Origin of the sequence: Enterococcus sp. DIV0008, from assembly GCF_050542615.1 — a bacterium.
Taxonomy (GTDB): domain Bacteria; phylum Bacillota; class Bacilli; order Lactobacillales; family Enterococcaceae; genus Enterococcus_D; species Enterococcus_D innesii.
The window spans coordinates 83,076-109,959 of record NZ_CP172937.1 but is presented as its reverse complement, the minus strand read 5'-3'; the positions used below and the strand labels follow the sequence as shown (position 1 = coordinate 109,959).

Here is a 26,884-nt window from a genome sequence, read left to right as displayed (position 1 = left end):
GACGCTAAACGAACACGCCGTAATCCACCAAGCAAGCGAACCTTGCTAGTGGACTGCGGTGTATTTTTTTCTCCTATTTTAGCGGGTGCTCACTGACGCCTCTTCGATGATGGGGGCCGATTGGGCGATCGCTAACCAGGCAGCAGGGATTCGGTATGGGGAGCAAGAAACATAGTCGATGCCGATCTCTCGCAAAAATGCAATGGAATAGGGATCGCTGCCGACTTCGCCACAAACACCGATCGAGTGCTCTGGCTGACGATCTCTTACGCCGGCGATCGCTTGACGCATCAAGGTGCCAACACCTACCTGATCTAAGTGCTGGTAAGGATCTTCTTGTAAGATCCCCGACTGCAAATAGGCTTGAATAAAGCTGCCGGCATCATCCCGCGAAAAGCCAAAGGTCATTTGGGTCAAGTCATTGGTACCAAAACTAAAGAACGCCGCCTCTTCAGCACACTCCCCAGCAATCAAGCACGCTCTAGGTGTCTCGATCATCATGCCGATCTCGATGCGCAACGGTTGCTGCAGGGTGGCTTCTGCTTGAGCGATCACCTGTGTCAACGTCTCTTTCAACACCTGCAACTCTGCAGGCAAACTGATCAGGGGCAATAAGATCGCCGCCTCTACCTCGACTCCTTGCTGCCGCAACTCCACAGCCGCTTCACAAATCGACGCTGTTTGCATTTCATAAATTTCTGGATAGCTCAGTCCTAAGCGGCTGCCGCGATGCCCCATCATGGGATTGACCTCTTGCAGTTCGTCAATTCGCCGCTCGATCTCCGCCAATGATTTTTGACTACGGCGGGCCATCTCAAGACGTTCATGCTCATGGGGCAAGAATTCATGGAGTGGCGGATCTAATAAACGGATCGTGCACTTCTTTCCTTGCGCGGCCTGCAGCATTTCTTTGAAATCGGCTTTTTGATACGCCTTGATCTCAGCCAACGCCGCCAATCGTTCCGCCTTCGTTTCTGCCAAGATGACTTCCCGCATTTTCCACAAACGCGCTTCCCCAAAAAACATATGCTCCGTCCGTGCTAAGCCGATGCCCGCTGCACCAAAGGCCAGCGCCGCCTCAATGTCATTTTTCGTTTCCGCATTTGCGTAAACCTTTAGATCTGCCTGGGCTTGCGCCCACGTCAAAAGCTGATCCAATAAGACCCGTTCCTGCACACTGGTCATAGGCAGCTGCCCTTGATACAGTTTGCCAGTACTGCCGTCTACCGAAAGCACGTCACCTTCTTCAATCAGCAACTCACCACAGCGAGCCTGCTTCAAAAATACATCGACACTTAATGCCTCGCATCCTACCACACAGCAGACCCCCAGACCACGGGCGACCACCGCCGCATGCGAAGTCATCCCCCCACGAGCGGTAATGATCGCTTCACTCACCACCATACCTTCAATATCTTCAGGTGAGGTTTCCTGCCGCAGCAGCAGGACTTTTTCTCCTGTGCGGCTGGCTTTTTCTGCTGCCTCTGCAGTGAAATAGACATGTCCTGAAGCTGCCCCTGGACTAGCCGGCAAGCCTTGCGCAAAGGCTTCGGCTTGCTGCAAGGCTTCGGGGGCAAATAACGGGTGCAACAATTGATCGATCATTTCTGGTGTAATGCGATCTAGTGCCTGTCTGATAGTGATCCGACCTTCTGCGACCATATCCGTTGCGATTTGCGCTGCGGCAGCGGCGGTTCGTTTGCCGTTTCTTGTTTGCAAGACAAACAACTGACCGTCATCGATGGTAAATTCAATGTCTTGCATGTCTTGATAGTGATCCTCCAAACCCTCAGCCAGTTGCTTTAGTTCCTGATAGATCATGGGATGCTGCTGTGCCAACGCTTGGATCGGTTGTGGTGTACGAATGCCAGCAACCACATCTTCCCCTTGGGCACACACTAGAAATTCGCCGAAAAGTCCCGGTTCCCCGGTTGCTGGATTGCGGGTAAAGGCGACACCCGTCCCACTATTTATCCCACTGTTGCCAAAAACCATTTCTTGAATCGTTACGGCAGTCCCTAGATCGTCAGGGATCCGATGGAGGGAACGGTAGGTCTTGGCCCGTGGGTTGTTCCATGAACGAAAAACCGCCGTGATGGCTGCCAACAATTGCTGAAACGGGTCTTGCGGAAACGCTTCTTGAGTATGTTCCATATAAATACTTTGAAACACGCGGCAGATCATTTGCCAATCATTGCCGGTCATCATTTGGTCTGACGCATAATTCTGCCGTTTCTTATAATCTGTCAAGTAGGCTTCAAAGTGCTCTTTTGCTACACCTTTCACCACATCCCCATACATCTGGATCAAGCGGCGGTAACAATCATAAGCAAAGACGGGGTCCCCTGTCTGCTGAGCCAACCCTTGGACGGTTTCATCATTCAACCCAAGGTTTAAGATCGTATCCATCATCCCTGGCATGGAAAACTTGGCACCACTGCGGACAGAAACCAACAACGGCGACTGCAGTCCGCCAAATGTTTTGTTCCTGCGGACTGCCAATTCTTCGATGGCAGCTTTGACTTGCTTGATGATCGCCTCAGGAAGAACCTGTTCTTCTAAATAGGTCAGGCAAATGGTGGCCGGGACGATAAATCCTTGAGGAACAGGCAAACCCAAATTGGTCATCTCCGCAAGATTTGCCCCTTTCCCGCCTAATAGTGCTTTTTGCTCTTTCGTGCCTTCTGAAAACCATACGACTGCTTTTTCCATCATGTTCCTCCTTTTAAATGTTATATACTATTTCGATTAATTAGCAGTATATAGTATGACACATTTAATCGTCAAGCCAAAAAAAGAAAACTTTTAAGGGATTTATCCTTTTTAAAAGAGAAGGATTGCCTTTTCATTCGGAAAATCATATAATCAATAGCATAGCACATAAAAGAAAGAAGGTGACACATTGAAATTAAGCCAAAGACAAATGAAAATCATTGAGATCGTCAAAGAGCATCAGCCAATCAGTGGGGAGACCATTGCGAAGCAGTTAGGTTTGAGCCGCGCAACCTTGCGGAATGACTTATCGATTTTAACCATGACCGGTTTATTAGACGCCCGACCGAAAGTCGGCTATTTCTACACAGGACAAACCGTTGAGCCTTTGCTTTTCGAAAAACTCTACCATACCAAAGTTGCAGAAGTCATGATCCCACCGTTGCTGATCTCACAAACGGTCTCCGTTTATGAAGCAGTCACGACTTTGTTTATGTACGATGTCGGTTCCCTCTATGTCAAAAATGACCAAGACGAACTGATCGGGGTACTCTCCCGCAAAGATTTGCTGCGCTTTGCGATCAGCAATGCCGCACCAGAAAAAACACCCGTAGCGATGATCATGACTCGCATGCCAAACATCGTGACCATCACACCGGCAGAAACGATCTTGACGGCTGGTACGTTGTTAGGACGACATGAAGTCGATACCTTGCCTGTGGTCGATCCGCAGGAACCAAAAAAAGTCATCGGCAAAATCACGAAGACACGGCTGATGAATTACTTTATTCAAGCAGGTAATGACAGTGACAACACACACTTTTAGGGGGCAAAAACAATGAAGAACGTTCGAATATATTTGATTTCAGATTCCATAGGCGAAACGGCACAAAAGCTGATCGCCGCCGTTTCCGCGCAGTTTCCCACGATCGACCTTTCAGATATCCAGCTCTTTCCCTTTACTAATGATGAAGAGAGCTTAGGCGAGATCCTCAAAGATGCCTTGCTAGACAAATCGATCGTCGTTACCACCTTAGTCAATAAAGAATTAGTCGCTTTTGTTGATGCCTTTGCCAAACGGACTGGTTTGCAGTATGTCGATTTTATGTCGCCTTTGACCACGATGCTAGAAAAAACATTCGGTGTAGAAGCCGTCCAAGAGCCTGGTGCCTTGCATCGCTTGAACCAAGCATATTTCAGCCGGGTGGCAGCGATGGAATTTGCCGTAAAATACGACGACGGCAAAGACCCACGGGGATTTCTCGATGCTGACTTTGTCCTCTTAGGGGTTTCGCGAACCTCAAAGACCCCATTGAGCCTATACATGGCAAATCGTGGCTACAAAGTGGCGAATCTGCCTTTGATTCCTGAAGTCGCTTTGCCAGCCGAAGTGCACCAAGTAGACCCACGGAAAATGGTCGGTTTGACTACGAATCCAGAATCCCTTACGGAAATCCGGCGGTCCCGGATGCATTCATTGGGCTTGAAAGAAGAGACCCATTACACCAATTGTGAACGAATCGAAGCAGAATTAGCCTACGCGAATGAATGGTTCAAAAAGCTGAACATTCCGGTGATCGATGTCAGCAAACGCTCCATTGAAGAAAGCGCGATGCTGATTGAAGAACAAGCCAAAGAACAGGCCCATGTTCAATAAAGACACCTTGGCAAACCTGACCGAGATCATCAACTTGGAAGCCATCCAGCAGCTGCCGAAAGCTACCGAGCATTTTGTCAGCGATCTGCATGGCGAATACGATGCCTTTGACCATATTTTGCGGAATGGTTCTGGCAGTATTCGAGAAAAAGTCGAGACTTTGTTTACCGGTGTCTTGACGAAAGAAGAACAGACTGAACTCTGTTTTGTCATTTATTATCCAGAGGAGCTATTACAAGAACAGGCCTGGACCCCTGCCGATTGGCGCTTGAAGATGGCACAGCTAGTGAAAGTTGCCCGCTTTACTTCCAGTAAATACACACGCTCCAAGGTACGCAAAGCATTGCCGACTTCTTTTGCTTACATCTTAGAAGAACTGTTGTACCAATATGATGCCGACTTCAATAAAGAAGCTTACTATCAGGCGATTTTTGATAAGATCATTGAATTAGAGGCAGCCCCGCTTTTTTGCCAAGAACTGGCGTACTTGATTCAGCGTTTCGTAGTGGACCATCTCCATGTCTTAGGCGATATCTATGATCGAGGACCGGCGCCAGACAAAATCGTCGATCGCTTGATAACTTTGCCTTCACTGGATATTCAGCTAGGCAACCATGATATCTTGTGGATCGGTAGCTTTTGCGGCTCGCTGCCCTGTTTGGCCAATACGATCCGCATCGCTGCTCGCTACGGCAATCTGGCATTATTACAAGATGGTTATGGGATCGATTTATCAAAAGCACTGGCTTTTAGCCAAAAATATTACACAGAAAATGCCGGCTTTTATCCGCAAAAAACAGTGGACCCTTTATCAAGCCAGCAAAAAAAAGCCGCCATGCTTTTGCAGCAGGCATTTGCCATCATCCAATTCAAAGTCGAAGCAGCCGTGATCCAGCGGCGACCGGCATTTGCGATGGCAGAGCGCTGCTTATTGCATCGCTTGTCTCAAGATCGGCAACAAATCCAGCTAGACCAGACCTATCCTTTGATCAACGGCTGTTTTCAACTAGTAGATCCCGATGATCCTTACCGTTTGACAGCCGAAGAACATGAAGTATTGCAAGATTTGCTGCGCCAATTTCAACGCTCGCCCCGCTTAGCTGCGCATATGCGCTTTTTGGTCGAGCATGGCACATTGTACCAGCGCTTCAACGACAACCTACTGTATCACGGCTGCCTGCCTTGTCGGGAAAACGGCGATTTCCTGGCCTTTACTTTCCAGCAGCAGCCCTTAGCAGGCAAAGCGTTGATGGACTTTTTTCAGCAATGTTTGCAGGAAAGCTTTGCCCAACCAGAAAACCAAACAGACCTTGCCACCGATATGATCTGGTATCTTTGGTGTGGCGAAGGCTCTTCCCTCTTCGGCAAAAAAGCCATGAAAACCTTTGAGCGCTACTTTATAGCAGATCGCAACACCCATAAAGAACAAAAAAATGCCTATTATTCTTTAAGGGAAAACGAAGACTTCTGCTGCCGTGTCCTAGCTGCCTTCGGTCTGCCGCCGACAGGCCACATCATCAATGGCCACACCCCTGTCAAAGTGCGTAAAGGCGAGACGCCCATCAAGGCAAATGGTCGTTTATTGGTAATTGATGGCGGACTTTCCCGCTCCTACCAATCCGTCACAGGCATTGCTGGTTACACGCTGTTGTCAAATTCCTTCGGCATGACCTTAGCAGCCCATCAACCCTTTACAGATCGCCAGCAAGCCATCCAGCAGCGACGTGACATCGTCACTCAGAAAAAAATCGTCGTGCGGCAAACGGAAAGAACCACGGTAGGGCAAACAGATATCGGCAAGCGGCTGCAGCAAGAAAGCCGCGTGCTTTTTGAAGAATTAAAAAATCATCCGATCCCTTGACGAGTCATTCGTCAACCAATCGGATGATTTTTTTTACAGTCCTTTGGAACTATGAAAGGCTTTGAGTTTTTCCAACGCCTGCAGCACAATGATCAAGACCAAGATCGCTAAGGCTAAAAAGAGCGTTTCTAACCCTTTTCCCTGCGCTAAAAGCAACTCCCTTAAAATCGCTGTGATACTGATCAAAATCAAGTAGCGCACCGGAATATGGTGACCTTCTTTTACGTAACGCAATAACATCAAAATAATTTCCAGTAAAATAAACAATGTTGCGATCTCTTCGATCAATAAAGAAAGATCGCTAACTTCATGCAGTGGGATCACATGGACAACGATTTTATAGATCGCTTCCGCCATCACCACCAAAACCAACAGAACCAACAGTCCTAACATAATATCAACCACAACACTAATCAATTTTTCGAAGTGCTTAAAATACTTTCCCATAACACCCCTCCTCGCACTTATTATAGCGAAACTACTCAGAATCACTTTATGATATGCTTGCAAGTGCAGCTTTTTTTATGGAGGCAGTGAATAAAAACGTAAGACGGCTCTTTTCTGTTCCAGCAATCCGCCAACAAAACCTTCCTCTTTGCTATTTTTTGATGTCTCAGAGTGAGAAATCGCGCATCTTTCGTTCACTTGGTGTGTTCATGGCTCTGAACATAAGCAAATAAAAAAGCTAGGCACAAGGCCTAGCTGAAATGGTCCCTTTAAGATGAGATTGATTTTTACAGTCAGGCTCAGTGAGCCCCTTCGACTGTTAGATCAACATTTTCACTCGTATCTTCCGCGGCTTCCTCGTCGCTATTGGAGGTTTCTGAAGACGGCTCAGTCGTTTCACTGCTGGAGCTGCTTGTTGTAGTACTGGTCGAACTCGTACTGGAAGAGCTTGAAGAACTGCTACTAGCGCTACTGCTAGAAGTATCGCTGGTGGTGGTTGATCCGCCACTGGGCGCGGTACTCGAACTGCTTTCGCTACTTGCTGAAGTGCTGACGCTAGGCTCTGTCTCTGCTTCACTTACGGAAACAGACGTGCCTTCATTTGTCGACGCTTCGATCGAGCGACTAGTCGTTGAAGACGGTGTATACGAACTAACACTGGCTTCATAAAAAATCTGACTGGAATCAGAGGTTTCTTCGATACTGCTGCTTGCTGTCTGGTAAGGTGGCTCAGAGGAACTACTGGAAGAATCTCGTACAAAGGGCGCGGCAACAAAGGCATTGGCGTCTTGATTGATCGCCACACTCAAAAAAACCGCAACAAAACAACTGACTAATGCCGACTGCATATTGAACTTGAATTTCATCGCACTCCCCATCCTTTCCCCAAAAAAGTGGTTGGACCTTCCGACAACGATCTATCTCATTCTTATATTATACAAAAAAAAGCAACCGTCAACAAATTAAGTTTTATTTTCAAAGATGACAAAGACATGAATGCCCGTTGCGCAACAAAAAAAGCCCGAGGGCGACGGTCGATCACCTGCGGGCCCGTCCCTTTACTAAGGGTTGGCAGGTGCGACGGATGCTCGTTCCTCTGGCTTTAATAGTTCCTTTACTTAAGAAATTCTTTTACTTATAAGTTTCGCAGATGATTCGGGTCATGGATCGGTGCTTCAATATCACTGTCTCCCATGCGCGGTGTTGGATGAACGGACTCATCGGGCATCGCTGTTTCACCTGGTAACGGTTGATCGATGATTGGCTCAGTATCTGCATCACGATCCGTTATTTTGTCCATCGGCTGATAATCGTAGACGCCGACAACGAGTTTGTCTCGTTCGATGTCATCTCGGTAGCCGTATAATGGATCATGTTCATCGTCTCTGTGATCTGAATCGCCAAAAGAAAACGCATCTTTGATTTTTTCCCAAAGCGAACGATCTTCGTCTTCACTAGCAGCATGCTCCACTTCCACATCATCGATGGATTCTAACCCAAATTGATCGATGACTGTTTGATTCGCATACAGCACGATATCGTCTTTGCCATAGCCTTCGTTTGTCAATTGCTCAATAACCGGTAATACTTCTGTTCGAGTGTCGTAACTGCCAATAATCGTTAGGTTTCTGTTGTGCATGTGAAATCCTCCTTATTTTGTGTACGCTTCGATTGTTCTGGTTCTGAAGCAATTCTTTTAAAACTAGCAATTTCTATTGCTTCTTTCATTCTAACGCAGGGTTCTATGATTGACCAAATAGTTTGATTGCGCTTACGAAAAACAAGTAGTTTCTTGAAAAACCGCTAACAGCTTAGTAAAAGCTTGATCCAGCATAAAAAAACCGCGTGAGCCAATGGCTTGCACGCGGTTTTTTTACTTGTTACTTGGAAACGATCAGTTTTTGTCCGACAAAGATCGTATAGCTGCTGTTGATGTTGTTCCATGATGCGAGTTGACTGATACTGGTGTTGTATTTTTGTGCCAGTGACCATAAGCTGTCACCTGATTTCACCGTATGCGTCTTCGTTGAACTACTGCTGCTGGTATTCGTATTAGAAGACCCACTGCTAGCAGCTGTCAAGTAGGCACCGCTGACCCAACCTTTGCCAGAAACATAATACCATTTGTTCGTGCCATTGACGGTCGTCCCGGTTTTTGTTGCGGTAACCGTGACGGTTGCCCCTTTGCTTAAAGAACCAGTAATACTGCTGCTGGTAGAAGCATCGGAACGAACATTTAAAATCTCGGTGGTTTTCATTTGCTGATTTGTGGTTGTTGAACCGTTATTATTGGAAGAGCTGCTGGTTGTTGTCAAGTAGGCACCACTGACCCAACCTTTGCCAGAAACGTAATACCACGTTTTATTGCCTTCCACTGAAGTGCCGTTCTTTTTCGCTGTCACGGTAACGGTTACCCCTTGACCAAGCGTTGTCACAACACGGCTGCTAGTAGAAGCATCGGAGCGAACATTCAATGCGGCCGTCGTTTTCATTTGTTGATTGATACTTGAACCATTGTCTTCTTTTTCCGCTTCAGAAGCATTATTGTTGGTCACTTCAGTAAGGTAGGCGCCGCTGACCCAACCTTTGCCAGAGACATAGTACCAATTTTTATTGCCGTTGACTGATGTACCGGTTTTCATAGAAGTGGCAGTAAAGGTCGTGCCTTTGCTAAGTGAACCAACCACTGATCCGCTAGTGGACGCGCTAGAACGAATATTCATCGCTTCCGTCGTCTTCATTTGCTTATTGATCGTCGTACCAGAATTGCTATTGTCAGAACCGGTGTTGCCTGATCCGCTATTGTTGTTTGAAGAGTCGGTCGAAACCTTCGTCAAATACGCGCCGCTGACCCAACCTTTGCCAGAAATCTTATACCACGTGGTGTTGCCATTGACGCTGGTGCCGGTTTTGGTCGCCGCTGCCGTAAACGTCGTATTAGCTGCTAACGAACCAGTAATAGAGGCACTGGTGGAAGCATCCGAACGAATATTCATAGAGGCCGTGGTTTTCATCTGCTGATTGATCGCTGTTTCATCACTGACGATCGTTTCATTGCTATTGCCGCCACCTGTGTTTGAGCTGCCGGTATCATATTGCGTTAAATTATACGTACTGATCAAATTGTTTAATTTGCTGGCATAAGAAGTATCGGTTGCATAACGCCCTTGTAGCCAAGCGGTCGCTTGTGTGTAAGAGGTCGTATTGCTTTTCCACGCACCGCTGTAATAGTAGTTGCCGCTAGAAAAACTCGTGTTGCGCAACACATATGCATTGTCTTCAAAAGACTCTTTTAATGATGGGTATTTCCGAAACTTAGCGCTGATCAAATAATAATTGCCGGAACCATCATCTTCATAGGTATCCATTGTCACATATTGGCCGTTGTAGCTACCTTTGATCCCAAACATATTGTTGGCCGTGGTCGTCAAAGTCGAGGCGCCCCAACCAGATTCCAAAATCGCTTGTGCCATCATAACAGAGGCATACAGATCGTTTGCTGCCGCCACTTCCGTTGCATAGCCGCAAATCTGACTGATAAAGGCAGCCGGATCGATCGTTGCCCGTGAAAATAATGCCCGACTAGTCAAATCAGAAAGGGCTGATGGTACTTCATCTGCTTCTAAGACTTCATCACTAGCGACTGTTGTGCTTTCTGTCGTCGCTGTTTCTGATCCCTCAGTAACTGCTTCCGTCCCTGACTCCTCCGTCGTTTCCGAAGTTTCTTCGGTCACAACAGGTGCTGGCGTCGATTCTGTGGTTTCCTCAACTGGCGTGCTGTCGGTTTCAGGTGTACTGCTGATTGTTGTTTGTTCAACGACTTTAAGGTCGTTGCTAGTTTCTGCCGTTGCCGTTTCAGCCGCATGCCCTAAGGTCGGGATAAACGTTGATCCCGCTACTAAAGTAGTAGCCATCGTAATACTTTTTTGGGTATATTGTGTGCGCTTCAAGCGCTTTTCTAAGCGGCGTCGTTCTTTACGAATTGTCATTTAATCCCTCCGTCGTATTAGCCTTTTTTTATTGTAACACGATTTATTAAAAAATGGGGGGTTAAGATGAAAAAACAGTGAAATCAACGAGATAAATTCTTGCTATGAAACAGTTTTCTCTTTTGCTTCATCTGCCAATACTCTGTTCTAAAAAAAGAAAAAAGAGTGGTTTTGGCACCAAAAAAGCAGCCTTTATCAAAAAGACTGCTTTTGGTGAATTGTTATTTAATAACAGGTGCGGGCTTTTGGGCTTTTTTTAGCATCGCATAGCCTATGTTGAGAACAAGCCCAAAAACGGCCAAGAAAATTGCCGTATAGAAGGCTTTTGTATAATCTCCTTGGTTACTTTCTGCGATTGCTGCTGCCACTCTAGGACCAAAGAATGCCGCCGTAGAATAACCAACAAAGACGATTCCATAGTTGACCCCTTGATTGATCGGTCCGTAATTTTCCATAACGATCGATGGGAAAACCCCCATCACGCCCCCGAAGCACAGTCCTAAACCGATGATCCCGACAGTGAAGATCACAGTTGTTTGACCAAGCGTCAATAGGAATAAGGACAATGCCACCACACCATAGATGATCATCAACGTATTCGTCCGACCAATTTTATCAGAAACGGTGCCCCAAAGGACACGACCAAAACAGTTGCTCAATGAGTACAAGCTGACATAAAAAGCAGCGGCAGCCGCCGTCAAACCAAACATACTTTGCCCGATCACTGAGGCGTTAGAAGCAATCATCAAACCTGAAAAAGCCCCTACCCCTAACATAACAATAATCAAGTAAAAAGTTGGTGTCTTCAGCATGTCCAGCCAATTCAGATTGATTTGAGGACCATTTTTTCCTTGATTCGCTGGTTGCCAACCCGCTGGACGGTAATTTTCTGGTGCTTTACGAATAAATAGACTAGCCACCAAGACGATCACGATATAGGCAATTCCTAAAATCCGAAAGGCTGCTAAGACATCTTGTGATTCGATCAAACGATTCGCAATTGGTGCGGCAATAATCGCTGCTCCACCCATGCCTGCTGTGATCAAGCCCGAAGCCAGTCCCCGTTTATCCGGGAATAGCCGAATCGTATTGCTTAAACAAGCCGAATAGGCAAAGCCTTGCCCTAAACCAGCAAAAACTCCATAAGTCAGGTACAGCATGGCGGGTGAGTTGACCAAACCCGTCAGGAAGAAGCCCGCTCCGAACAAAACGCCTCCACCAGCGATGACCCACCTAGCAGCTCCTCGGTCTGTCAGCAAACCACCCAAAATCATGGTAATCGGGCCAACTGCGGCATTGATGGTAAAGGCTAGCATGATCTCTTCCATGGACCAACCTTTTAATTGACTAAGAGGTCCTGCAAAAACACTAAAGGCGTATACAGCGCCCGTACACAGTAACACTGCGGTCGAAGCGATCAGAATCAGCCAGCGATTGATTTTTGTTTCCATTTTTTCTCTCCTTTGTTTTAAGCATGTTACTTTATTCACATGTTTTTTCAAAAGCTAGCGCGCGTGACGAGTCACAACGCGCAAGGCTTTTTATTCGAGATGTTCTGCGACTGCTGTCTTTCCAGCAATCCGGCCAAAAGTGAAGATGTCTGTCAACGAATTGCCGCCTAAGCGATTGCCGGCATGGATCCCCCCAGCAACTTCTCCTGCTGCATACAGCCCTTCAATGATTTGATCTTCCTTCGTCAACACGTGGGTTTGCGGATCGATCTTCAATCCCCCCATCGTGTGGTGAACCGCTGGTTTTCTTGGTGTGGCATAGAAAGGCGCTTTTTCCACTTTCAAGTCGAAAACATCTTTGCCAAACTCTGGGTCTTTCCCAGCATCCACATAGCTGTTATATTTCGCAACGGTCGCCTCTAAGACGGCTGGATCAACATTGATCTGCTCTGCCAGGCCAGCCAAGGTCTCACTGCGGAACAGCGTACCAGCAGCTACTTGCTTATCGATTTTTTCTTGGCTCGTGTTATAAGCGGTTTTCTTAATCTCTTCATCCGCGATCAAATAGAACAATCCGCCATTATCGATCGCCGCTTGGGTCAATACATCGCGGCTTTCGTACTCATTGACAAAGCGCTCACCCTTTTGATTGACCATCACAAAGTTAGCTGGTGGCACTTGCAGCCCACTGAATAAAGCCCCTGTGTTTGGATCAGATACGGGCATCATTTGCGAAAAGCCCATGCCAACAAGGTCCGCGCCAGCACTTTCCCCTAGCTTGATCCCGTCACCAGTGATCGCTGGTGAATTTGACGTTTTGATATCGTCTTCGATCTCTGTCCAATAGGTATTGTATTGTTTCAACATTTTCGTGTTCGCTCCGAACCCGCCGGAAGCTAAAATCACTGCTTTGGCATGGATCGTGACTTTTTGACCGTTACGGCCTTCCCCGATGATTCCAGTAACCTTGCCATCTTCGATCAATAATTCTTTGACAGGCGTATCGGTTAAGATCGTTCCGCCATGCTCTTTCACGAATTGATGTAAAGCAGAGACAAAGGCATACCCTTCGTTTTTGACTGGTTTATGCCCACGGCGCCATTTCGCTCCTACTGGCATATCGACATTGTTCATATCAAATTCTACGCCGATTTCTTCTAACCATTTCACTGAGGCCAATGCTTGATCCGTCAAGATCTTCACTAGCTCGTATTTCCCATAGATCGGTTGCCCATTCAAATCTTTGCGTTTTCCGCCTAAATAGGTTTGGATTCGATGCCATAAAGCAGAATCAAACAAGTATTCTTTTTCTGGCGTCGTTTCTGAAAGATAGGCAGTGATTTGTGCCTTCAAAGCTTTGAAGTCTGGCAAGTATTCTGCATCGATCTCTTGTTCATCGATCGTCAGCACTTCTTCTAAAGCACTGCGTTCGCCAGGCAATGCGGAGAAGCCGTTTTGCCATTTTGGATCCGCAGCATTCATCGGTCCGCCAGTACGTACGGTATTGCCGCCGATCGCTGGGAATTTTTCTACTAAGATCACGTCTTTATTGGCTTGCAGCACACTGGCAGCTGCACTCAGGCCCGCGCCGCCGCCGCCTACGACAACGACATCGGTGGTATACGTTTCATCTTCTGTTTGCAAAGCACTGGCGGCTTTTGGACGTTTGCGCAAGATATCTGGGTTCGCACCAGCCATTTTCACGGCTTTTGCTACCCCATCGACGACACCGTTACTAGTAACCGAAGCACCAGAGATCGCATCGACATTCAAGGTTTGCCCTTCAATAATTTCTTGAGGGATCCGTACGAAAACGACATCAGCGATCCCTTCGGATTCACCAGACGTATCGATATCGATAGCTTCGATCCGTTCTTCGCTCAATTTGACGACCATTGGTAGATCCCCGTTATGTCCTGGTGCTGTGACGGTGTATTCGCCAGGCTCATAAACGACTTCTTCTGGTACGTTCAACAAATTAGCGACTTCCGTAAACCGAACGAACTTGCGGAAACAACTTTCCAAAAAGTCGATCGTTCGTTGATCTTTTAAATTGCCTTGTTCATCAAAGGCTTGATGCGCACGTCCCAACAAGAACTCATTTCCTGGCATAACTGTTGCATTGACACCCGGTGCATCAAGGATTTGGCGCAAATGCAGCTGTGCTCGCGAGGAGCCTTGTACATCGTAGGATGCACCGACGATCATCACCGGTTTGCCATCAAAGGGATGGAGATTGAAGGAGAGCCATTCCAAGACGCTTTTCAATGCGGAAGGAATCGAATGGTTATGCTCTGGTGTCGCAATGATCACCCCATCGGCTGCTAAAATCTTGCTATTTAACCGTTGAATCACTTCACTATTGGTTTGATCTTGTGTTTCATTGAACATTGGGACATCCTTGATTTCCAGCAGTTCAATTTCTGCTAGGGCAGCAAATTCCCGCTGCATAAACGCCACTAATTGGCGATTGGTCGATTTTTTGGCGTTCGTTCCGATTAGGCCGACAAATTTCATGACTAGTTCCTCTCTTTCTTATGCTTGTTCCCACGAAAATTTCTTTGCACGTTCTTTAGCCGTTGAATATTCACTGACCAGACGGTTCGTGATTTCGACAAACAAGACAAATTCATTGAAACAATCTTCTAGTTCGGCAACTTTTTCGTTATCGATCAAGTTTCCTTGTTCATCGAAGGCTTGCATGGAATGCCCTAACAAAAATTCCGCACTCGGCATGATTCGGGCTTTGACTTCAGGAGCATCTAAAATCTGACGCAAGTGGGCTTGGGCTCTCGAAGAACCTAGTGCACCAAGAGAAGCACCCGTGATCATCACTGGTTTATCGATCAAAGGGCGCGTCGTATAAGAAAGCCATTCAATCATGCTTTTTAACACCGCTGGGATCGAGTGATCGTATTCTGGTGTACTGATGATCACCCCATCCGCTGCTTCGATCTTCTCTGACAAGGCTTGGACTGCCGCTGGTGCCGTCCGATCTTCTGGTTCATTAAATGCTGGCAGATCACTGATTTCGCAAAGTTCGATCTCCGCTTGGTCACTAAAATGGCTTTGAATAAATTGCAGTAAGCGACGGTTGGTCGAACGCGTCGAGTTGGTTCCTACGATTCCAATCAATTTCATTATCATCTCTCCTAATTGTGAATAATTTAACATTTAACCATAAATAAAAAGTTTTTGACCATTGGCTTTGATTTCTTTTTTCAATCGTTTCTCAAGTTGGTTTTTACGACCTACTGAGATGAAAGGCTTCTTCCTAAACAAAAAAATCTTCCCCAAGTACCCATTTAGTGTACGACTGAATTCTTTATTTGTGAAATATTTATTTAATTATCTATCGATAACAAATTTGTTATAATAAGAAAAATGACTAGGAGGACCACGCAATGGTACTTAAAGATTCCCATCTGATGTTGCAATACCTCGATACCTTGCTAAAGCATAGCAACTACACCAAAGCCGCCAAAGATCTCTACATTTCACAGCCTTACTTGACGCAAACCGTGAAACGTGCCGAACAAGAGCTGGGAACGCCCATCATCAATCGGCTGCCGGGACATTTTCAACTGACGGAAGCTGGTAAAATCTATTATCAATATCTAGAAACCTTGGAAACAGAATCTGCCAAATTGAAAAGTCGGCTGTCTTGGTATACCGCGACCGAGAAGCGTTCTTTGCGCTTAGGCATCTTGCCGAGCCTTGGCTCTTACCTGCTGCCGCTCTTTTTGCCTGCGTATTATGAACACTACCCCAACGTGCACTTTTTCTTGCGGGAAGACCTGCCCAAGCACAATGAAAAACGCCTGCTGAATGGGCAGCTGGACTTTTTTATCGGACAAAATCCTGAGACGATCGCACCGAATCTAACAGTCCACAGTACCAATCAAGAACGGTATCTAGCGATCATTCCGCCTTGTTCTCCCCTGTATCAACCAAAGAAGCGGTATTTAGCACCTGATTCATTGGCTGTCAAAGACTTGCTGCAAAGTCCGTTGATTTTGACCGCCAGCGGCTCGGCGATTCGGCGCCAAATCGATCAATTGCTGCAAAAATACAAAGTAGAGGCGAATGTTCTCATAGAAAGCAGCAATATTTATACCGCAGCGGCATTGGCAGAAAACAACCTTGGGATTGCGATCGTACCAGAAAGCGTGCTGCAAGCAGCGACCGCGACCCCTTTTAATCTTTATCCAATGCCAGAGGAACTCTTGTCCCTCACCTATTTTATTGCCCATCAAGCCGAACGGGCATTGTCAAACAGCGAAGCCGCCTTGATCGAGACCTTTTTGCAACACGTCTAGCTTTCCTTTTTTACCAAAAACAAGCAGCGATCACCTATATTCCTAGGTAGTCGCTGCTTGTTTTCATTCTGCTGTTGGCGTTTCGATCGAACGGGCTAATTCTTGCGGATAGATTAGTTCTCCTTGTTTGGTAATGACTAATCCAGTAATCCCTTCTAACGGCGCCAGCTCCTGTAAGATGGCTTGTGGCTCTTTGCCGAATAAGCGGGTCGTCCAAATCTCTCCATCAACCGATCTGTCGGAGAGAATCGTGACACTGGCAATGGCTGACTCTAACGGATAGCCCGTTTCTCGATCAAAAATATGATGATAGGTCTTGCCCGCTACCTGATAGGTTCGTTCATAGATCCCTGATGTAACAACTGATTGATTGCGCACCTTCAATGCGGCGACAAAATTCCCTCTCGGTAAGAAAGGGTTTTGGATCCCGATCCGCCAATAGCCATCAGCATGGCTCGGGGCATCGCCGTAAGTCATCACATTGCCTCCAAGATCGATCAAAGCGGCTGTGACACCAACCTGTTTGAAATACGTCATCAACAAATCAGCAAAATATCCTTTTGCCACAGCCCCTAGATCAAGCTTCATGCCGGCAGCTAACCCGACGGTTTGCAACGCTTCATCCAAAACGATTTTGGCAGGATCAGTCTTTGGCAGCAGCTCCGCGATTTTCTCAGGCGTTGGTAGATGGGCATCTTGGAACCCGATCCGCCATTCCTGCACTAAAGGACCGATGGCAATATTTAAGTAGCTATCTTTTGGCAAGCTATGGGTTTTCCCTAGTGCGATCAATTCAAACAATTCCGGTGCGGTGGCGATCGCTCCTTGTCCTGCCTGCTGATTGATCTGCATCAACTCAGATGTAGGGTCATTGGCACTAAATCGCTGTTCAAAGGCCGCAGCTCTTTGAGCAGCTTCCTCTAAGATCACTTCTGGGGTTTCATGCTGCACCCAAATCGTGATCACCGTTCCCATTCCCTGTAACACTCGTTGGCCTTCTGGCATTGTCCTTGCTCCTTTGTCCTCTTCTTTTGGCTATCATAGCAGTTTCTAGGAGAAAAAAGTAGTCTGCGGGATGCCGCCACTGCTTTTTTTAAAAAAAAACTGCGAGGTCTCCCTCGCAGTCTGCTGTTTCTATTGCTCAATGATAAAAGTCGAAGCGACCTTTCGCCAATACTTCTTTGACCCCACCAGTTTGGTACAAGGAACGGTCCATAATGGCTTTTTTCACCACGGAAGCGGGATAGCCTTTGATGCCCATTTTCCCTACTAAGCCAAAGGCATGGGTATTGCCGATCGACGCCACTGAACCTAATGATTCAAAGTGGAAATCTGTTGGTTTTTCCCCGTTCATTTGACGTAAGATATTTTTACCCGCATGCTGCCCCATCTTCAAAGCGATTTGAGCCGTTGTTGGATATGGGCGATTGGTCGCTGGGTCCATGACTGCTGAAACATCACCGACAACATAGACGTTACTATGATCAGGGTCAGTTAAGTCTTGATTGACCATCACACGACCCCGGCGAGCAGAAAAGTCTGATTCAGCCATCACATGGCTACCGCTGACGCCTGTGGTCCAAACGATGGTTTTGGCTGATAATTCAGCTGTTGCTCCTGTATCGGCATCATCTTGATAGACAACGACACCTGGTTTGATTGCTTTGATGGGTTTACCAGTCAGGAAGTTCACGCCCCATTTAACGAGATTTTTGATCCCGTAATCCGATAGTTTTTCATCAAACATCGGTAATAAACGAGTCACTGCTTCGACACAATACAGTTTGATGTCTTCTGGCTTGACGCCTGCTGCTTTCGCAAAGGTTTTACGGTTTTCCACCAATGAACCTAGCAATTCGATTCCGGTAAAACCAGCACCGCAGACAACGATTTTTAGGTAGTCAGGATTTTGTGTTTCTTTGTATGCCTTCATTTGTTTCAACAAATGATGATAGATGTTTTCTGCGGAGTCGACATCCACCATTTCCAACGCATGCTCCTCGACACCAGGGATCCCAAATGATTCTGATTCAAAGCCTAACGCCACGATCAAATAATCATAGGTGCACGTGGATTGATCTTTAAAAACGATCACTTGCTGGTTACGATCGATCGACGCCACTTCCTTTTGAACAAATCTCGTCTTTTGGGGACGAACAACATCATTGATGGGATAGCAAATGCGGTCTCTGGGTTGCGTACCAGCCGCAACTTCATGAAGATCGGTTGCCTCATAATGATAATCGTTTTTGTCGATCAATGTGATGTGAAACGCTTCTTTTGCTCCTTGCAGTACGTGCAATGCTCGCAATCCAGCATACCCTGCTCCTAAAATGACAACTTCCTTCATGTTTCCTTACTTCCTTTCTTTGCTGTAAAAATTATAAAATCAAACCAATCGCAAAACTTAGCACTTGTACGCATGCTCCGACCGCAAGGATCCGAACGGCACAAATGAAGGTCTCTCTTTTGATTTGTTTTTGCATAAATCGTTTTGTCTGTTGCCAGACAAAGGGCGCCGCGAAAAAGGTCAGAACCAGTGACCAAGGCGCAATGTTGAGGGCAACTGAGGCAATGATCGCAACAAACGCCAAGACGTTCATCGCGATAAATAATTTCAACGCACGGGCTTTACCAAGGTAATGCACCAGCGTATAGCGCTCATTTTTTTCATCCTCTTCCAGATCACAAATGTTGTTTGCCAACATCAAGTTGGCGATCCATAATGTGTTGGGTAATGAGATCAAGAAAATACTACCAATCGTGGCAACGTTCCATTCAAAGGTTTGATAGGCATTGAGATAGACACAGATCAATGAGATCATAAAGCCCATCGTAAAGCCAGAAAAGAACTCGCCTAAAGGCAAACTAGAAAGCGGCCGTGGACCAGAGGAATAAAAGATCCCGACTAGGTAACAATACAGCCCCATCCAAAAGAGCGGCCAGCCAACCACCATTGCCAAGGCGATCCCCATAGCGGCGGAAATGATGATCATGGAGACCATCAACCAAAAAACCAATTTGACAGACAACTGCTCCCGACCAATGATATTGGTTTTTTCTTTGTAGTCATGCCCTTCTGTGGCATGATGGTAATCGTTGTAGTTATCTAAAATATCCACCGCCATATTGAAAATCAGCATGGCAATGAAATACAATAAGACATAGCCAAGATGAATCGTTTGATAATTGTACCAGCTGTAGCAGACACCAATAAAAAATGGCAAAATACTGGCGGTTTTTGCTTTAAATTCGACAAGTTCTAAAAATACAGGTAGCGTCACAACTTCACCTCCTTTAGTGAGTGCATTAAACTAGTCAATCACGCCCCTTTACGCTAGAATAAGGGCTGAATGACTGTTAGAAAGGGTTATACTATGTTTGACTTTTGGATCGATTATCCGACGATCGAACAACGATTGAAAACCGTATGTTCCATCATTGAAGAACACGTTACTGTTCGTAACAAAGAGATACAAGATGTTTTGATCGACTTTACTTATTCAGGTGGAAAAATGCTGCGGCCAGCGCTCTTTTTTTTGTTTGCTGACTTAGGCGATCCCCATTATAAAAAAACCGACCAATTAACAAAAATTGCTGCTTCTCTAGAAATTTTACACATGGCCACTTTGATCCATGACGACATTATTGACGATTCGCCGCTGCGGCGTAGTCAAGTCACTGTTCAAGCCAAATATGGCAAGGATATCGCGGTCTACACGGGTGATCTTCTGTTCACCCAATTTTTTGAGCTTTTGATCGAAAGCATGAATGGCTCCCCGTTTTTAAAAACCAACGCACAAGCCATGAAACGGCTCCTTTTAGGTGAACTTGATCAAATGCACACTCGCTACAACATCCATGAATCGATTGACGACTATCTGCAAAGCATCAACGGCAAAACCGCTGAACTGTTTTGGCTCGCTTGTCTCGAAGGCGCTCATTTTGGCGGCCTCGATACAGAAAACCAAGAACGGGCAGGTGAGATCGGTCGCAACATCGGGATCGCCTTTCAAGTATTCGACGATATTCTCGACTACACCTCTGATAGCGGCACCTTGAAAAAACCGATTCTAGAAGATTTGGCGCAAGGGGTCTATACCTTACCGCTGCTATTTGCCAAAGAACAGGCACCTGCAGCATTCGCTCCTTATTTGAATAAAAAAGCAGCACTCTCCTTGGCAGAAGCCCAAGAAGTTGCGGATCTTGTCGTCCGTTACGGTGGTGTCGAAAAAGCGCGTGCTTTCGCGGTCACCTACACGCAAAAAGCCTTAGACGACATCGATCTACTGCCAGAAGCACCTAGCAAAGCCAAAATTCGTTCATTAACTGAACTGCTCTTGCAGCGCAATTACTGAGCCATACAGCAATGAGAAGAAAAGCGTCCATCACTGATTGATGGACGCTCTTTTTTATCGTCGTCCTTGGTCAATGGCCAATAAGTGTTGAAAATGTTTATTTTCTGCTGCCAATTCGGCAGGTGTTCCGCTCATGGTCAACTGACCATCTTCAATAAAAAGCACACGATCCATCATCGAAATTCCTTGCAAGTGGTGGGTGATCCAAATGATCGTTTTGTTCTCCAACACTTTGAAAAAGGTTTCGAGCACGCCTTGTTCCGTGATTGGGTCTAAGCCGACGGTTGGCTCATCCAATAAGATGATCGGGGTGTCTTTTAGCAAGATCCGCGCCAATGCCAAACGATGCCGTTCCCCGCCGGAAAAACGCAAGCCGGCTTCATCCACCATCGTCGCCAAGCCGTTAGGCAAAGCTGCCACCATTTCTTTCAACCCGACTTGCTCCAGTACGCGCCAGACTTCTTCTTCCGAAGCCGACTCATTGCCTAGCCGAATATTATTCAAGACGGTCGTATGAAAAAGATAGGGACTTTGATTGATGACACCGATCAAGTCACTGATCGACTCACTCAATGCCGTCACAGGTACGTCGTTTAAGGTGATCGACCCTTGCGTCGGTTGCAGATCGCCTCGCAACAAGGAGGCAAATGTACTTTTCCCAGAACCGCTGCGACCAAGGATCGCTAGTTTTTGATGCGCAGGAATCGTTAGATCCAGCCCATGAAGCACTTCTTTGCCTTCAGGATACTGAAAATGCAAGTCCTTGACTGTGATCGACACGAGGCCCGTCACTTCAGGTACTGACGGTTGCTCCATGGAGACTTGGCGATTTTCTTCTGGCAATGCATTGAAGCGATCGATGGAGTCTTTGTAGCGATTGGTTTCTTGAGCAGCTGACGGTAATGGCGCAAATGCATCAACTAAAGGAAAGACACACAGGACAAAGGCAGCGATCCAGTTGGCTGCTCCTCCGTGGTTACCTGGAAAGCGAATGCTGGTCCAAAGCAGCAATGCGACAGCGATCACCCCAAAGATGCTTTGTAAAAGAAAATCACGCCGGCGATCAAAGGACAGCATCTGTTCATCCACCGCCCGCAACTGCGTTTCCAGTTCCTTATGGGCAGCCACGTACTCGCTCCCTCTTTGAGAGAAGACCCAATCAGAAACCCCTAATACATTATCCGTCAATGTCGTATACAAGTTGTTTTTCATGTGTTTTTGCTTTTCTTGCCGCGCGCCGTTGATAATCACCGACCAAAGCGGCAAGACAAAGACGATGATCCCTAATAGCAGCAGCATCACCAAAGCAAACCACCAAGAAAAATAGCCGAGTCCAATGATCAAGAACGCATACAAGATCCAAGCGATCACAGTAGGAAAGATCGTCCGCAAATACAGGTTTTGAATATGGTTGATATCTTCTGCCAATAAGCCCAAGATATCCCCCGTGCGATGTGCTTGCTTAAAGAAGATCGCATCTTTTTCTACTACGTTGTATAATTTCAAACGTAAATTAGAGGTCATGCGCAAGACCCAGCTATGACTGGTCAACCGTTCCAAATAGCGAAAGACTGGACGGCCGATCCCAAACGCTCGGGTCAGTACGATGGGGATGTAAACCAATAGAATGTTTTCTGGGATCGATGCCGAGCGGCTGATCAGGTACCCAGAATTAAACATCAGTGCGCCACCACAGAAAAAGGTCAAGAAGCCTAGGAATAAGGCCAACGCCAAAACGTTTTTGTATTTTGACAAGAAAGGCTTGACCCAGGTATCGGTTTTCAATGAGCGCAATAAGCCGATTTTATTCAAGCTGTTCCCTCCTCATTCCATTGACTAGTTCTGTAAAAGCACCTTGCTTTTGCTGCAGTTGTGCCAAGGTTCCTTGTTCCACGATTCTTCCTTGATCCATCACGATGATTTCATCCATTTCTTCCATCCAGTGCAAGCGATGGGTTGCAAAAAAGACTAGACGGTTTTCCATCAGCGGCAGCATCCGTTCCTTTAAGGCAACTTCAGTTTCAATATCCAAATGTGCCGTTGGTTCATCAAACAAAAGAATCTTTCGTTGCTGATCTAAGAAGGCACGGGCTAAAGCGATCCGTTGGGCTTGTCCACCACTTAGATGCCGTTCTCCTTCTCCTAACATCGTCTCCAACCCTTGCGGCAGCTCTGCCAAAAGCTCAGTCAAGCCAGCCACTTCAATGGCTTTCAGTACGGCTTCTTTGGTAGCTGTCGGCTGATAAAACGCGACATTTTCCTGCAAGGTCAACCGATAGATATAAGGATTTTGCGGAATATAGATCAGCTGTTCTTGCCAGCTTGCTTGGCGAAAGGCCGTGGTCTTCGCCCCTCCAAGAGTGATCTCGCCACTGTCTGGCACGAGAAAGCCACTCAAAGTATTGATCAAGGTAGACTTGCCAGAACCGCTCAGACCGATGATCCCGATCTTTTTGAAGCCAGTCACGTTCAAGTTGATATCCGTCAAAGCCGCTTTTTCCTCGTAGGAAAACGCCAGCTGATCGATCGTTAACTGGGCGTCTTCCTGCCAACGAGGCACCGTTACTGCCGGTACTTGGGCTTCGGGCTGATGCAAGATCTCCGTCACCGCAGTCATCGCATTTTTCCCGTCTAAGGTTGCATGGTAATCACTGGAAAAGTCGCGGATCGGCAAGAAGTATTCTGGTGCTAAAATCAAGATGGTTAACGCTGGAAACAGCAAGATTCCTTCATTGATCAGCCGCAAGCCTAGCAAGACTGCCACGACGGCAATCGATAAGGTCGTGAAAAAGTCTAAGGCGAAGGTCGATAAAATACCGACTTTTAATGAAGCCATCGTCGCTTTCCGAAACCGTTCGCTGGAAGCAAAGATACTCTTGCCATATTTTTTACTGACCCCAAACAATTTCAGCGTGTCGATCCCTCGCAGGGAGTCGATGAAATGATTGGACAGTAATTGAAACGTTCGGTATTGTTTTTCCGCTTTGCTTTGCGCGGCATAGCCCAAGATGATCATAAAAATGATGATCAAGGGGAACACCAACAGCAAGACCAAGCCCGACTCCCAATCCAGATAAAAAACGAGTGCCAAAATGACCCAAGGAATGATCGACATATTCATGATTTTGGCAAGAATCAATTTCAAGTAGTTTTCGACTTGGTTGATCCCTTCCAAGACCATCGTTGTTACATTCCCCGTCCCTTGCTGTTGTGCGATCTGAGGACCGACCCGAAACAATTTCTCCAACAATTGATCCCGCAGATCGGCGGCTTGCTGGTAACTGTAATCATCGAGTCTTTTGGAACGGAAATAGATAACGGCTTGTCGGGCGATAAACGAACAAAAGAACAGCAGAATCCAGCCCCACTGTTCCTCTAATGGTCGTCCTTCCCATAAGCCAGTGATGGCACGTGCCAATCCATACGCCTGCCCAATAATGAAGAGCGCCTGCAGGAACGAAAGTCCCGCAAGCAGCCCTAAAAGTTGTTTCATTCCTGGGAGCTTCATGATTTGTTTATCAATCATTTATACCCCTCCAACGCCTCCGTATGACTGATCCGTTTACGGAAGATATAGTAACTCCAAGCCGTATAGGCCAAGACGAAAGGTAAGATCGTCAGTGAAAGATAACTCATGATCTTCAATGTGTAGCGGCTTGAAGACGCATCAGCGATCAACAGGTCATAGCTTGAATCGATCGAACTGATCAAGACTCTTGGGAATAACCCTGTGAAGATCAATGCCACCAAAGCGATCAACGTCAAGCCGCTCGCAATGAAAGCCATCATTTCTTTGCCTTTAAAGACGCCGATATTTGCAATCAGTGTCAGTACAACGATCACGAGCAACAAACCAAGCGTTGTCGCAAAATGATTTTCGAAGAAATCCGTTTGGAAGTAAAGCATCACAGCAAAGACGACTAAGCCTGCATATAAGATGCCATAAAAAATACTTGCATAGTTGCGTGCCCGTGCCCGAATCGGACCTTCCGTTTTCAAAGCGATATAGTTTAATCCGTGCAAGTAGCACAACAAAGTCAACGCGATACCGCCAACGATTGAAAAGGGATTGACGTAATCCGTAAAGGTTGCCGTCATGTTGCCATCTTCACCCAAAGGCATTCCTTGGATCATGCTGACAAACATCAGACCGAAGAAAAACGGTACGATCGTACTGCCGATCGTCAACGTCCAGTTCCAAATGTTTTTGTGTTCTTTCGGGAAGTTCGCTCGAAACTCAAAGGAAACACCGCGAATGATCAACCCGACTAAGATCAATAACAAAATCAAATAAAAACCGCTGAACAAAGAAGCATACCAGTATGGAAACGAGGCGAACATCGCTCCGCCGGCGGTCAATAGCCACACTTCATTGCCATCCCAGACAGGCCCGATCGTTTTAACGATCTGGTCTTTTTCCTCTTCATTGTGAGCCAATGTCTGCACAGACATCCCCACACCAAAGTCAAACCCTTCTAAGAAGAAGAAGCCAGAAAATAAAAGCCCAATCAACGTGAACCATAGTAATTGCAGACCGGTCATCCTTCAAACGCCTCCTTATCAAATGGGTCTTCGTACCCTTCTTGGTTGTCTCCTTGGCTGATTTCACCGAAGGCCTCTTTTTCAGGTCCATGATCCATTTCCCGTTTCACCAGATAGACCATCGTTCCACCTAAGCCAGAGAACAAGAGGAAGTAAACGATGTTTGAGATCAAGAGTGAGGTCACGGAAACGTTTGGTGACACACTATCTTCGATCGTAAACAAGCCGTAAACCGTCCATGGGTAACGTCCTAACTCCGTGATCAACCAACCAGCTGTATTGGCAATAAATGGGGTGAACAAAGTGATCGCCACTACCCAAAGCAGCCAGCGTTTTTCAAAGAGCCACGGTTTCTTCTTACGCGTAAAATACAACCCCAGACCAGAAACCAACAGCATCAAGGCACCAAAACCAGCCATGATCCGGAAGCTCCAAAAGAGTGTGTTGACCGGCGGGTAGTAATTACGGTCGCCGTAGGTTTCAATCAATTGCTGATTGACCGTATCCATCCCATCGATTGAGCCGAAGGGTTCATTGAAGGCTAAGATACTCAACATATATGGAATCGAAATACCGAAGACTTGGTGATGTTCCGCTTCATTCGCCCAAGCAACGACAGTCCAAGCCGCAGGACTCCCGGTATCTTCATAAGTTCCTTCCATTGCGGCAAATTTCATTGGTTGTTCTTCAACCAAGTATTTCATTTGTTCATCCCCGGCTAGCAAGACGGTGAATGAACCGAACAATGCCACCGCAAAACCGATCCGCATTGATTTTTTGAAGAAATCGCGGTCAATGTCTTTGTCTTTCTTCAATAGACGAAAGGCTGATAAGCCAGCAACAATGATTCCGCCCATCGTGATGGCTGCGGTGATCACGTGTAAAAACTCATACCACACTTGTGGATTTGCCAATAATGCACCGAAGTCAGTCATTTCTGCCCGGCCATTGTTCAAGGTATACCCCACTGGATGCTGCATAAAACTATTGGCAGCTAAGATCCAAAACGCCGATAGCATCGAACCAAGCGTCACCAACCAGAAAAAGGTGGCGTGCAGCTTAGGACTGACCCGATCCCATGTAAAGATCCACAATCCTAAGAACGTCGATTCTAAGAAGAACGCCAACAAAGCTTCTAAAGCCAAGGGCGCACCAAAAATATCCCCGACAAAACGAGAATAGTCTGACCAGTTCATCCCAAATTGAAATTCTTGAATGATCCCTGTCACGACCCCGACAGCAAAACTCAATAGAAAAATATTCCCCCAAAACTTCGTCATCCGGCGATATTTTTCATCTTTTTTGATCACATAAAGTGTCTCCATAATTGCAACGACGACACCAGTTCCGATCGAAAACGGTACAAAGAAAAAGTGAAAAATCGTCGTCATCGCAAACTGGATTCGCGCTAGTGTCACAATATCCATCCTACATCCTCCTATTTCATAAAAAAGTGCATTAAAATAATTCTAAAGAAAGAAAAATTCCAACTTCGAATATACTCCTCTAATCAGTAAAAAAGAAGCAAATTGCTTGCATTTACTGATT

20 protein-coding genes are annotated in these 26,884 nt (G+C 46.4%); 5 read left to right on the top strand and 15 right to left on the bottom strand.

Annotated elements, in window-relative coordinates:
- Positions 1 to 78: 78 nt before the first annotated feature.
- The gene (ppdK, locus tag IGI84_RS00480) at positions 79 to 2,712 is read right to left on the bottom strand and encodes a pyruvate, phosphate dikinase (protein ID WP_430600594.1); all 2,634 of its coding nucleotides are present in this window, start codon (positions 2,710 to 2,712) and stop codon (positions 79 to 81) included.
- Between the two features lie 190 nt (positions 2,713 to 2,902).
- Between ppdK and IGI84_RS00475 the strand changes: the two genes are divergently transcribed.
- Genes IGI84_RS00475 through IGI84_RS00465 form a run of 3 tightly spaced genes read left to right on the top strand, consistent with a single transcriptional unit; the run spans position 2,903 to position 6,230 of the window.
- Positions 2,903 to 3,538, top strand: a complete 636-nt coding sequence (locus IGI84_RS00475; RefSeq protein WP_086293547.1) for a helix-turn-helix transcriptional regulator — start codon at positions 2,903 to 2,905, stop codon at positions 3,536 to 3,538.
- Between the two features lie 12 nt (positions 3,539 to 3,550).
- Complete coding sequence (locus tag IGI84_RS00470; RefSeq protein ID WP_430600592.1) at positions 3,551 to 4,369, top strand: pyruvate, water dikinase regulatory protein; 819 nt, start codon at positions 3,551 to 3,553, stop codon at positions 4,367 to 4,369.
- A complete protein-coding gene (locus IGI84_RS00465) occupies positions 4,359 to 6,230 on the top strand; it encodes a fructose-1,6-bisphosphatase (RefSeq protein ID WP_430600590.1) in 1,872 nt (623 codons plus the stop codon). Before IGI84_RS00470 ends, IGI84_RS00465 begins: the two co-directional genes overlap by 11 nt.
- A gap of 33 nt (positions 6,231 to 6,263) precedes the next feature.
- On the opposite strand, the gene IGI84_RS00460 is transcribed toward IGI84_RS00465, so the two are convergent.
- From IGI84_RS00460 to IGI84_RS00430, 7 genes are all read right to left on the bottom strand, one after another.
- Positions 6,264 to 6,677 carry a phosphate-starvation-inducible PsiE family protein gene (locus IGI84_RS00460; RefSeq protein WP_005232820.1) on the bottom strand — a complete coding sequence of 138 codons (414 nt, stop codon included), beginning with the start codon at positions 6,675 to 6,677 and terminating at the stop codon, positions 6,264 to 6,266.
- A gap of 299 nt (positions 6,678 to 6,976) precedes the next feature.
- Entirely contained in the window at positions 6,977 to 7,543 is a 567-nt protein-coding gene (locus IGI84_RS00455; RefSeq protein WP_086293544.1) for a hypothetical protein, read from the bottom strand.
- Positions 7,544 to 7,812: 269 nt separating this feature from the next.
- Positions 7,813 to 8,316 (bottom strand): general stress protein, encoded by a 504-nt coding sequence (locus IGI84_RS00450; protein ID WP_005226556.1) that lies wholly within the window; start codon positions 8,314 to 8,316, stop codon positions 7,813 to 7,815.
- Between the two features lie 241 nt (positions 8,317 to 8,557).
- Entirely contained in the window at positions 8,558 to 10,666 is a 2,109-nt protein-coding gene (locus IGI84_RS00445) for an SH3 domain-containing protein (protein ID WP_430600589.1), read from the bottom strand.
- Between the two features lie 221 nt (positions 10,667 to 10,887).
- A complete protein-coding gene (locus IGI84_RS00440; protein ID WP_096742031.1) occupies positions 10,888 to 12,117 on the bottom strand; it encodes an L-lactate MFS transporter in 1,230 nt (409 codons plus the stop codon).
- Positions 12,118 to 12,207: 90 nt separating this feature from the next.
- On the bottom strand, positions 12,208 to 14,634 hold the full coding sequence (locus tag IGI84_RS00435; RefSeq protein ID WP_368255642.1) for a flavocytochrome c: 2,427 nt from the start codon (positions 14,632 to 14,634) through the stop codon (positions 12,208 to 12,210).
- An 18-nt stretch (positions 14,635 to 14,652) separates the two neighbouring features.
- Positions 14,653 to 15,258: an NADPH-dependent FMN reductase gene (locus tag IGI84_RS00430; protein WP_008376652.1), complete on the bottom strand. Its 606-nt coding sequence runs from the start codon at positions 15,256 to 15,258 to the stop codon at positions 14,653 to 14,655.
- 263 nt (positions 15,259 to 15,521) lie between these two features.
- Between IGI84_RS00430 and IGI84_RS00425 the strand changes: the two genes are divergently transcribed.
- On the top strand, positions 15,522 to 16,436 hold the full coding sequence (locus IGI84_RS00425) for a LysR family transcriptional regulator (protein WP_430600587.1): 915 nt from the start codon (positions 15,522 to 15,524) through the stop codon (positions 16,434 to 16,436).
- Between the two features lie 63 nt (positions 16,437 to 16,499).
- Here IGI84_RS00425 and IGI84_RS00420 read toward each other — a convergent pair whose 3' ends face one another.
- From IGI84_RS00420 to IGI84_RS00410, 3 genes are all read right to left on the bottom strand, one after another.
- A complete protein-coding gene (locus tag IGI84_RS00420; RefSeq protein WP_194195032.1) occupies positions 16,500 to 17,441 on the bottom strand; it encodes an FAD:protein FMN transferase in 942 nt (313 codons plus the stop codon).
- A gap of 136 nt (positions 17,442 to 17,577) precedes the next feature.
- A complete protein-coding gene (locus IGI84_RS00415; RefSeq protein WP_430600584.1) occupies positions 17,578 to 18,786 on the bottom strand; it encodes an NAD(P)/FAD-dependent oxidoreductase in 1,209 nt (402 codons plus the stop codon).
- 31 nt (positions 18,787 to 18,817) lie between these two features.
- Positions 18,818 to 19,720, bottom strand: coding sequence for a prenyltransferase (locus IGI84_RS00410; protein ID WP_081117633.1), 903 nt, complete (start codon positions 19,718 to 19,720; stop codon positions 18,818 to 18,820).
- Between the two features lie 93 nt (positions 19,721 to 19,813).
- On the opposite strand from IGI84_RS00410, the gene IGI84_RS00405 reads away from it, so the two are divergent.
- The gene (locus IGI84_RS00405; protein ID WP_005226544.1) at positions 19,814 to 20,794 is read left to right on the top strand and encodes a polyprenyl synthetase family protein; all 981 of its coding nucleotides are present in this window, start codon (positions 19,814 to 19,816) and stop codon (positions 20,792 to 20,794) included.
- Between the two features lie 54 nt (positions 20,795 to 20,848).
- On the opposite strand, the gene cydC is transcribed toward IGI84_RS00405, so the two are convergent.
- Genes cydC through IGI84_RS00385 form a run of 4 tightly spaced genes read right to left on the bottom strand, consistent with a single transcriptional unit; the run spans position 20,849 to position 26,763 of the window.
- Complete coding sequence (cydC, locus tag IGI84_RS00400) at positions 20,849 to 22,606, bottom strand: thiol reductant ABC exporter subunit CydC (protein WP_081117632.1); 1,758 nt, start codon at positions 22,604 to 22,606, stop codon at positions 20,849 to 20,851.
- Positions 22,599 to 24,320: a thiol reductant ABC exporter subunit CydD gene (gene cydD / locus IGI84_RS00395; RefSeq protein ID WP_081117631.1), complete on the bottom strand. Its 1,722-nt coding sequence runs from the start codon at positions 24,318 to 24,320 to the stop codon at positions 22,599 to 22,601. The genes cydC and cydD overlap by 8 nt, the downstream gene beginning before the upstream one ends.
- Positions 24,317 to 25,336: a cytochrome d ubiquinol oxidase subunit II gene (cydB, locus tag IGI84_RS00390; RefSeq protein ID WP_005226530.1), complete on the bottom strand. Its 1,020-nt coding sequence runs from the start codon at positions 25,334 to 25,336 to the stop codon at positions 24,317 to 24,319. Before cydB ends, cydD begins: the two co-directional genes overlap by 4 nt.
- The gene (locus tag IGI84_RS00385; RefSeq protein WP_005226527.1) at positions 25,333 to 26,763 is read right to left on the bottom strand and encodes a cytochrome ubiquinol oxidase subunit I; all 1,431 of its coding nucleotides are present in this window, start codon (positions 26,761 to 26,763) and stop codon (positions 25,333 to 25,335) included. Before IGI84_RS00385 ends, cydB begins: the two co-directional genes overlap by 4 nt.
- Positions 26,764 to 26,884: the final 121 nt, after the last annotated feature.

Bases quoted from the DNA above. Each gene is read 5' to 3' on its own strand.
- ppdK (WP_430600594.1), bottom strand. From the start codon at position 2,712: ATGGAAAAAGCAGTCGTATGGTTTTCAGAAGGCACGAAAGAGCAAAAA.
- IGI84_RS00470 (WP_430600592.1), top strand. From the start codon at position 3,551: ATGAAGAACGTTCGAATATATTTGATTTCAGATTCCATAGGCGAAACG.
- IGI84_RS00465 (WP_430600590.1), top strand. From the start codon at position 4,359: ATGTTCAATAAAGACACCTTGGCAAACCTGACCGAGATCATCAACTTG.
- IGI84_RS00460 (WP_005232820.1), bottom strand. From the start codon at position 6,677: ATGGGAAAGTATTTTAAGCACTTCGAAAAATTGATTAGTGTTGTGGTT.
- IGI84_RS00455 (WP_086293544.1), bottom strand. From the start codon at position 7,543: ATGAAATTCAAGTTCAATATGCAGTCGGCATTAGTCAGTTGTTTTGTT.
- IGI84_RS00450 (WP_005226556.1), bottom strand. From the start codon at position 8,316: ATGCACAACAGAAACCTAACGATTATTGGCAGTTACGACACTCGAACA.
- IGI84_RS00445 (WP_430600589.1), bottom strand. From the start codon at position 10,666: ATGACAATTCGTAAAGAACGACGCCGCTTAGAAAAGCGCTTGAAGCGC.
- IGI84_RS00440 (WP_096742031.1), bottom strand. From the start codon at position 12,117: ATGGAAACAAAAATCAATCGCTGGCTGATTCTGATCGCTTCGACCGCA.
- IGI84_RS00435 (WP_368255642.1), bottom strand. From the start codon at position 14,634: ATGAAATTTGTCGGCCTAATCGGAACGAACGCCAAAAAATCGACCAAT.
- IGI84_RS00430 (WP_008376652.1), bottom strand. From the start codon at position 15,258: ATGAAATTGATTGGAATCGTAGGAACCAACTCGACGCGTTCGACCAAC.
- IGI84_RS00425 (WP_430600587.1), top strand. From the start codon at position 15,522: ATGGTACTTAAAGATTCCCATCTGATGTTGCAATACCTCGATACCTTG.
- IGI84_RS00420 (WP_194195032.1), bottom strand. From the start codon at position 17,441: ATGCCAGAAGGCCAACGAGTGTTACAGGGAATGGGAACGGTGATCACG.
- IGI84_RS00415 (WP_430600584.1), bottom strand. From the start codon at position 18,786: ATGAAGGAAGTTGTCATTTTAGGAGCAGGGTATGCTGGATTGCGAGCA.
- IGI84_RS00405 (WP_005226544.1), top strand. From the start codon at position 19,814: ATGTTTGACTTTTGGATCGATTATCCGACGATCGAACAACGATTGAAA.
- cydD (WP_081117631.1), bottom strand. From the start codon at position 24,320: ATGATTGATAAACAAATCATGAAGCTCCCAGGAATGAAACAACTTTTA.
- cydB (WP_005226530.1), bottom strand. From the start codon at position 25,336: ATGACCGGTCTGCAATTACTATGGTTCACGTTGATTGGGCTTTTATTT.
- IGI84_RS00385 (WP_005226527.1), bottom strand. From the start codon at position 26,763: ATGGATATTGTGACACTAGCGCGAATCCAGTTTGCGATGACGACGATT.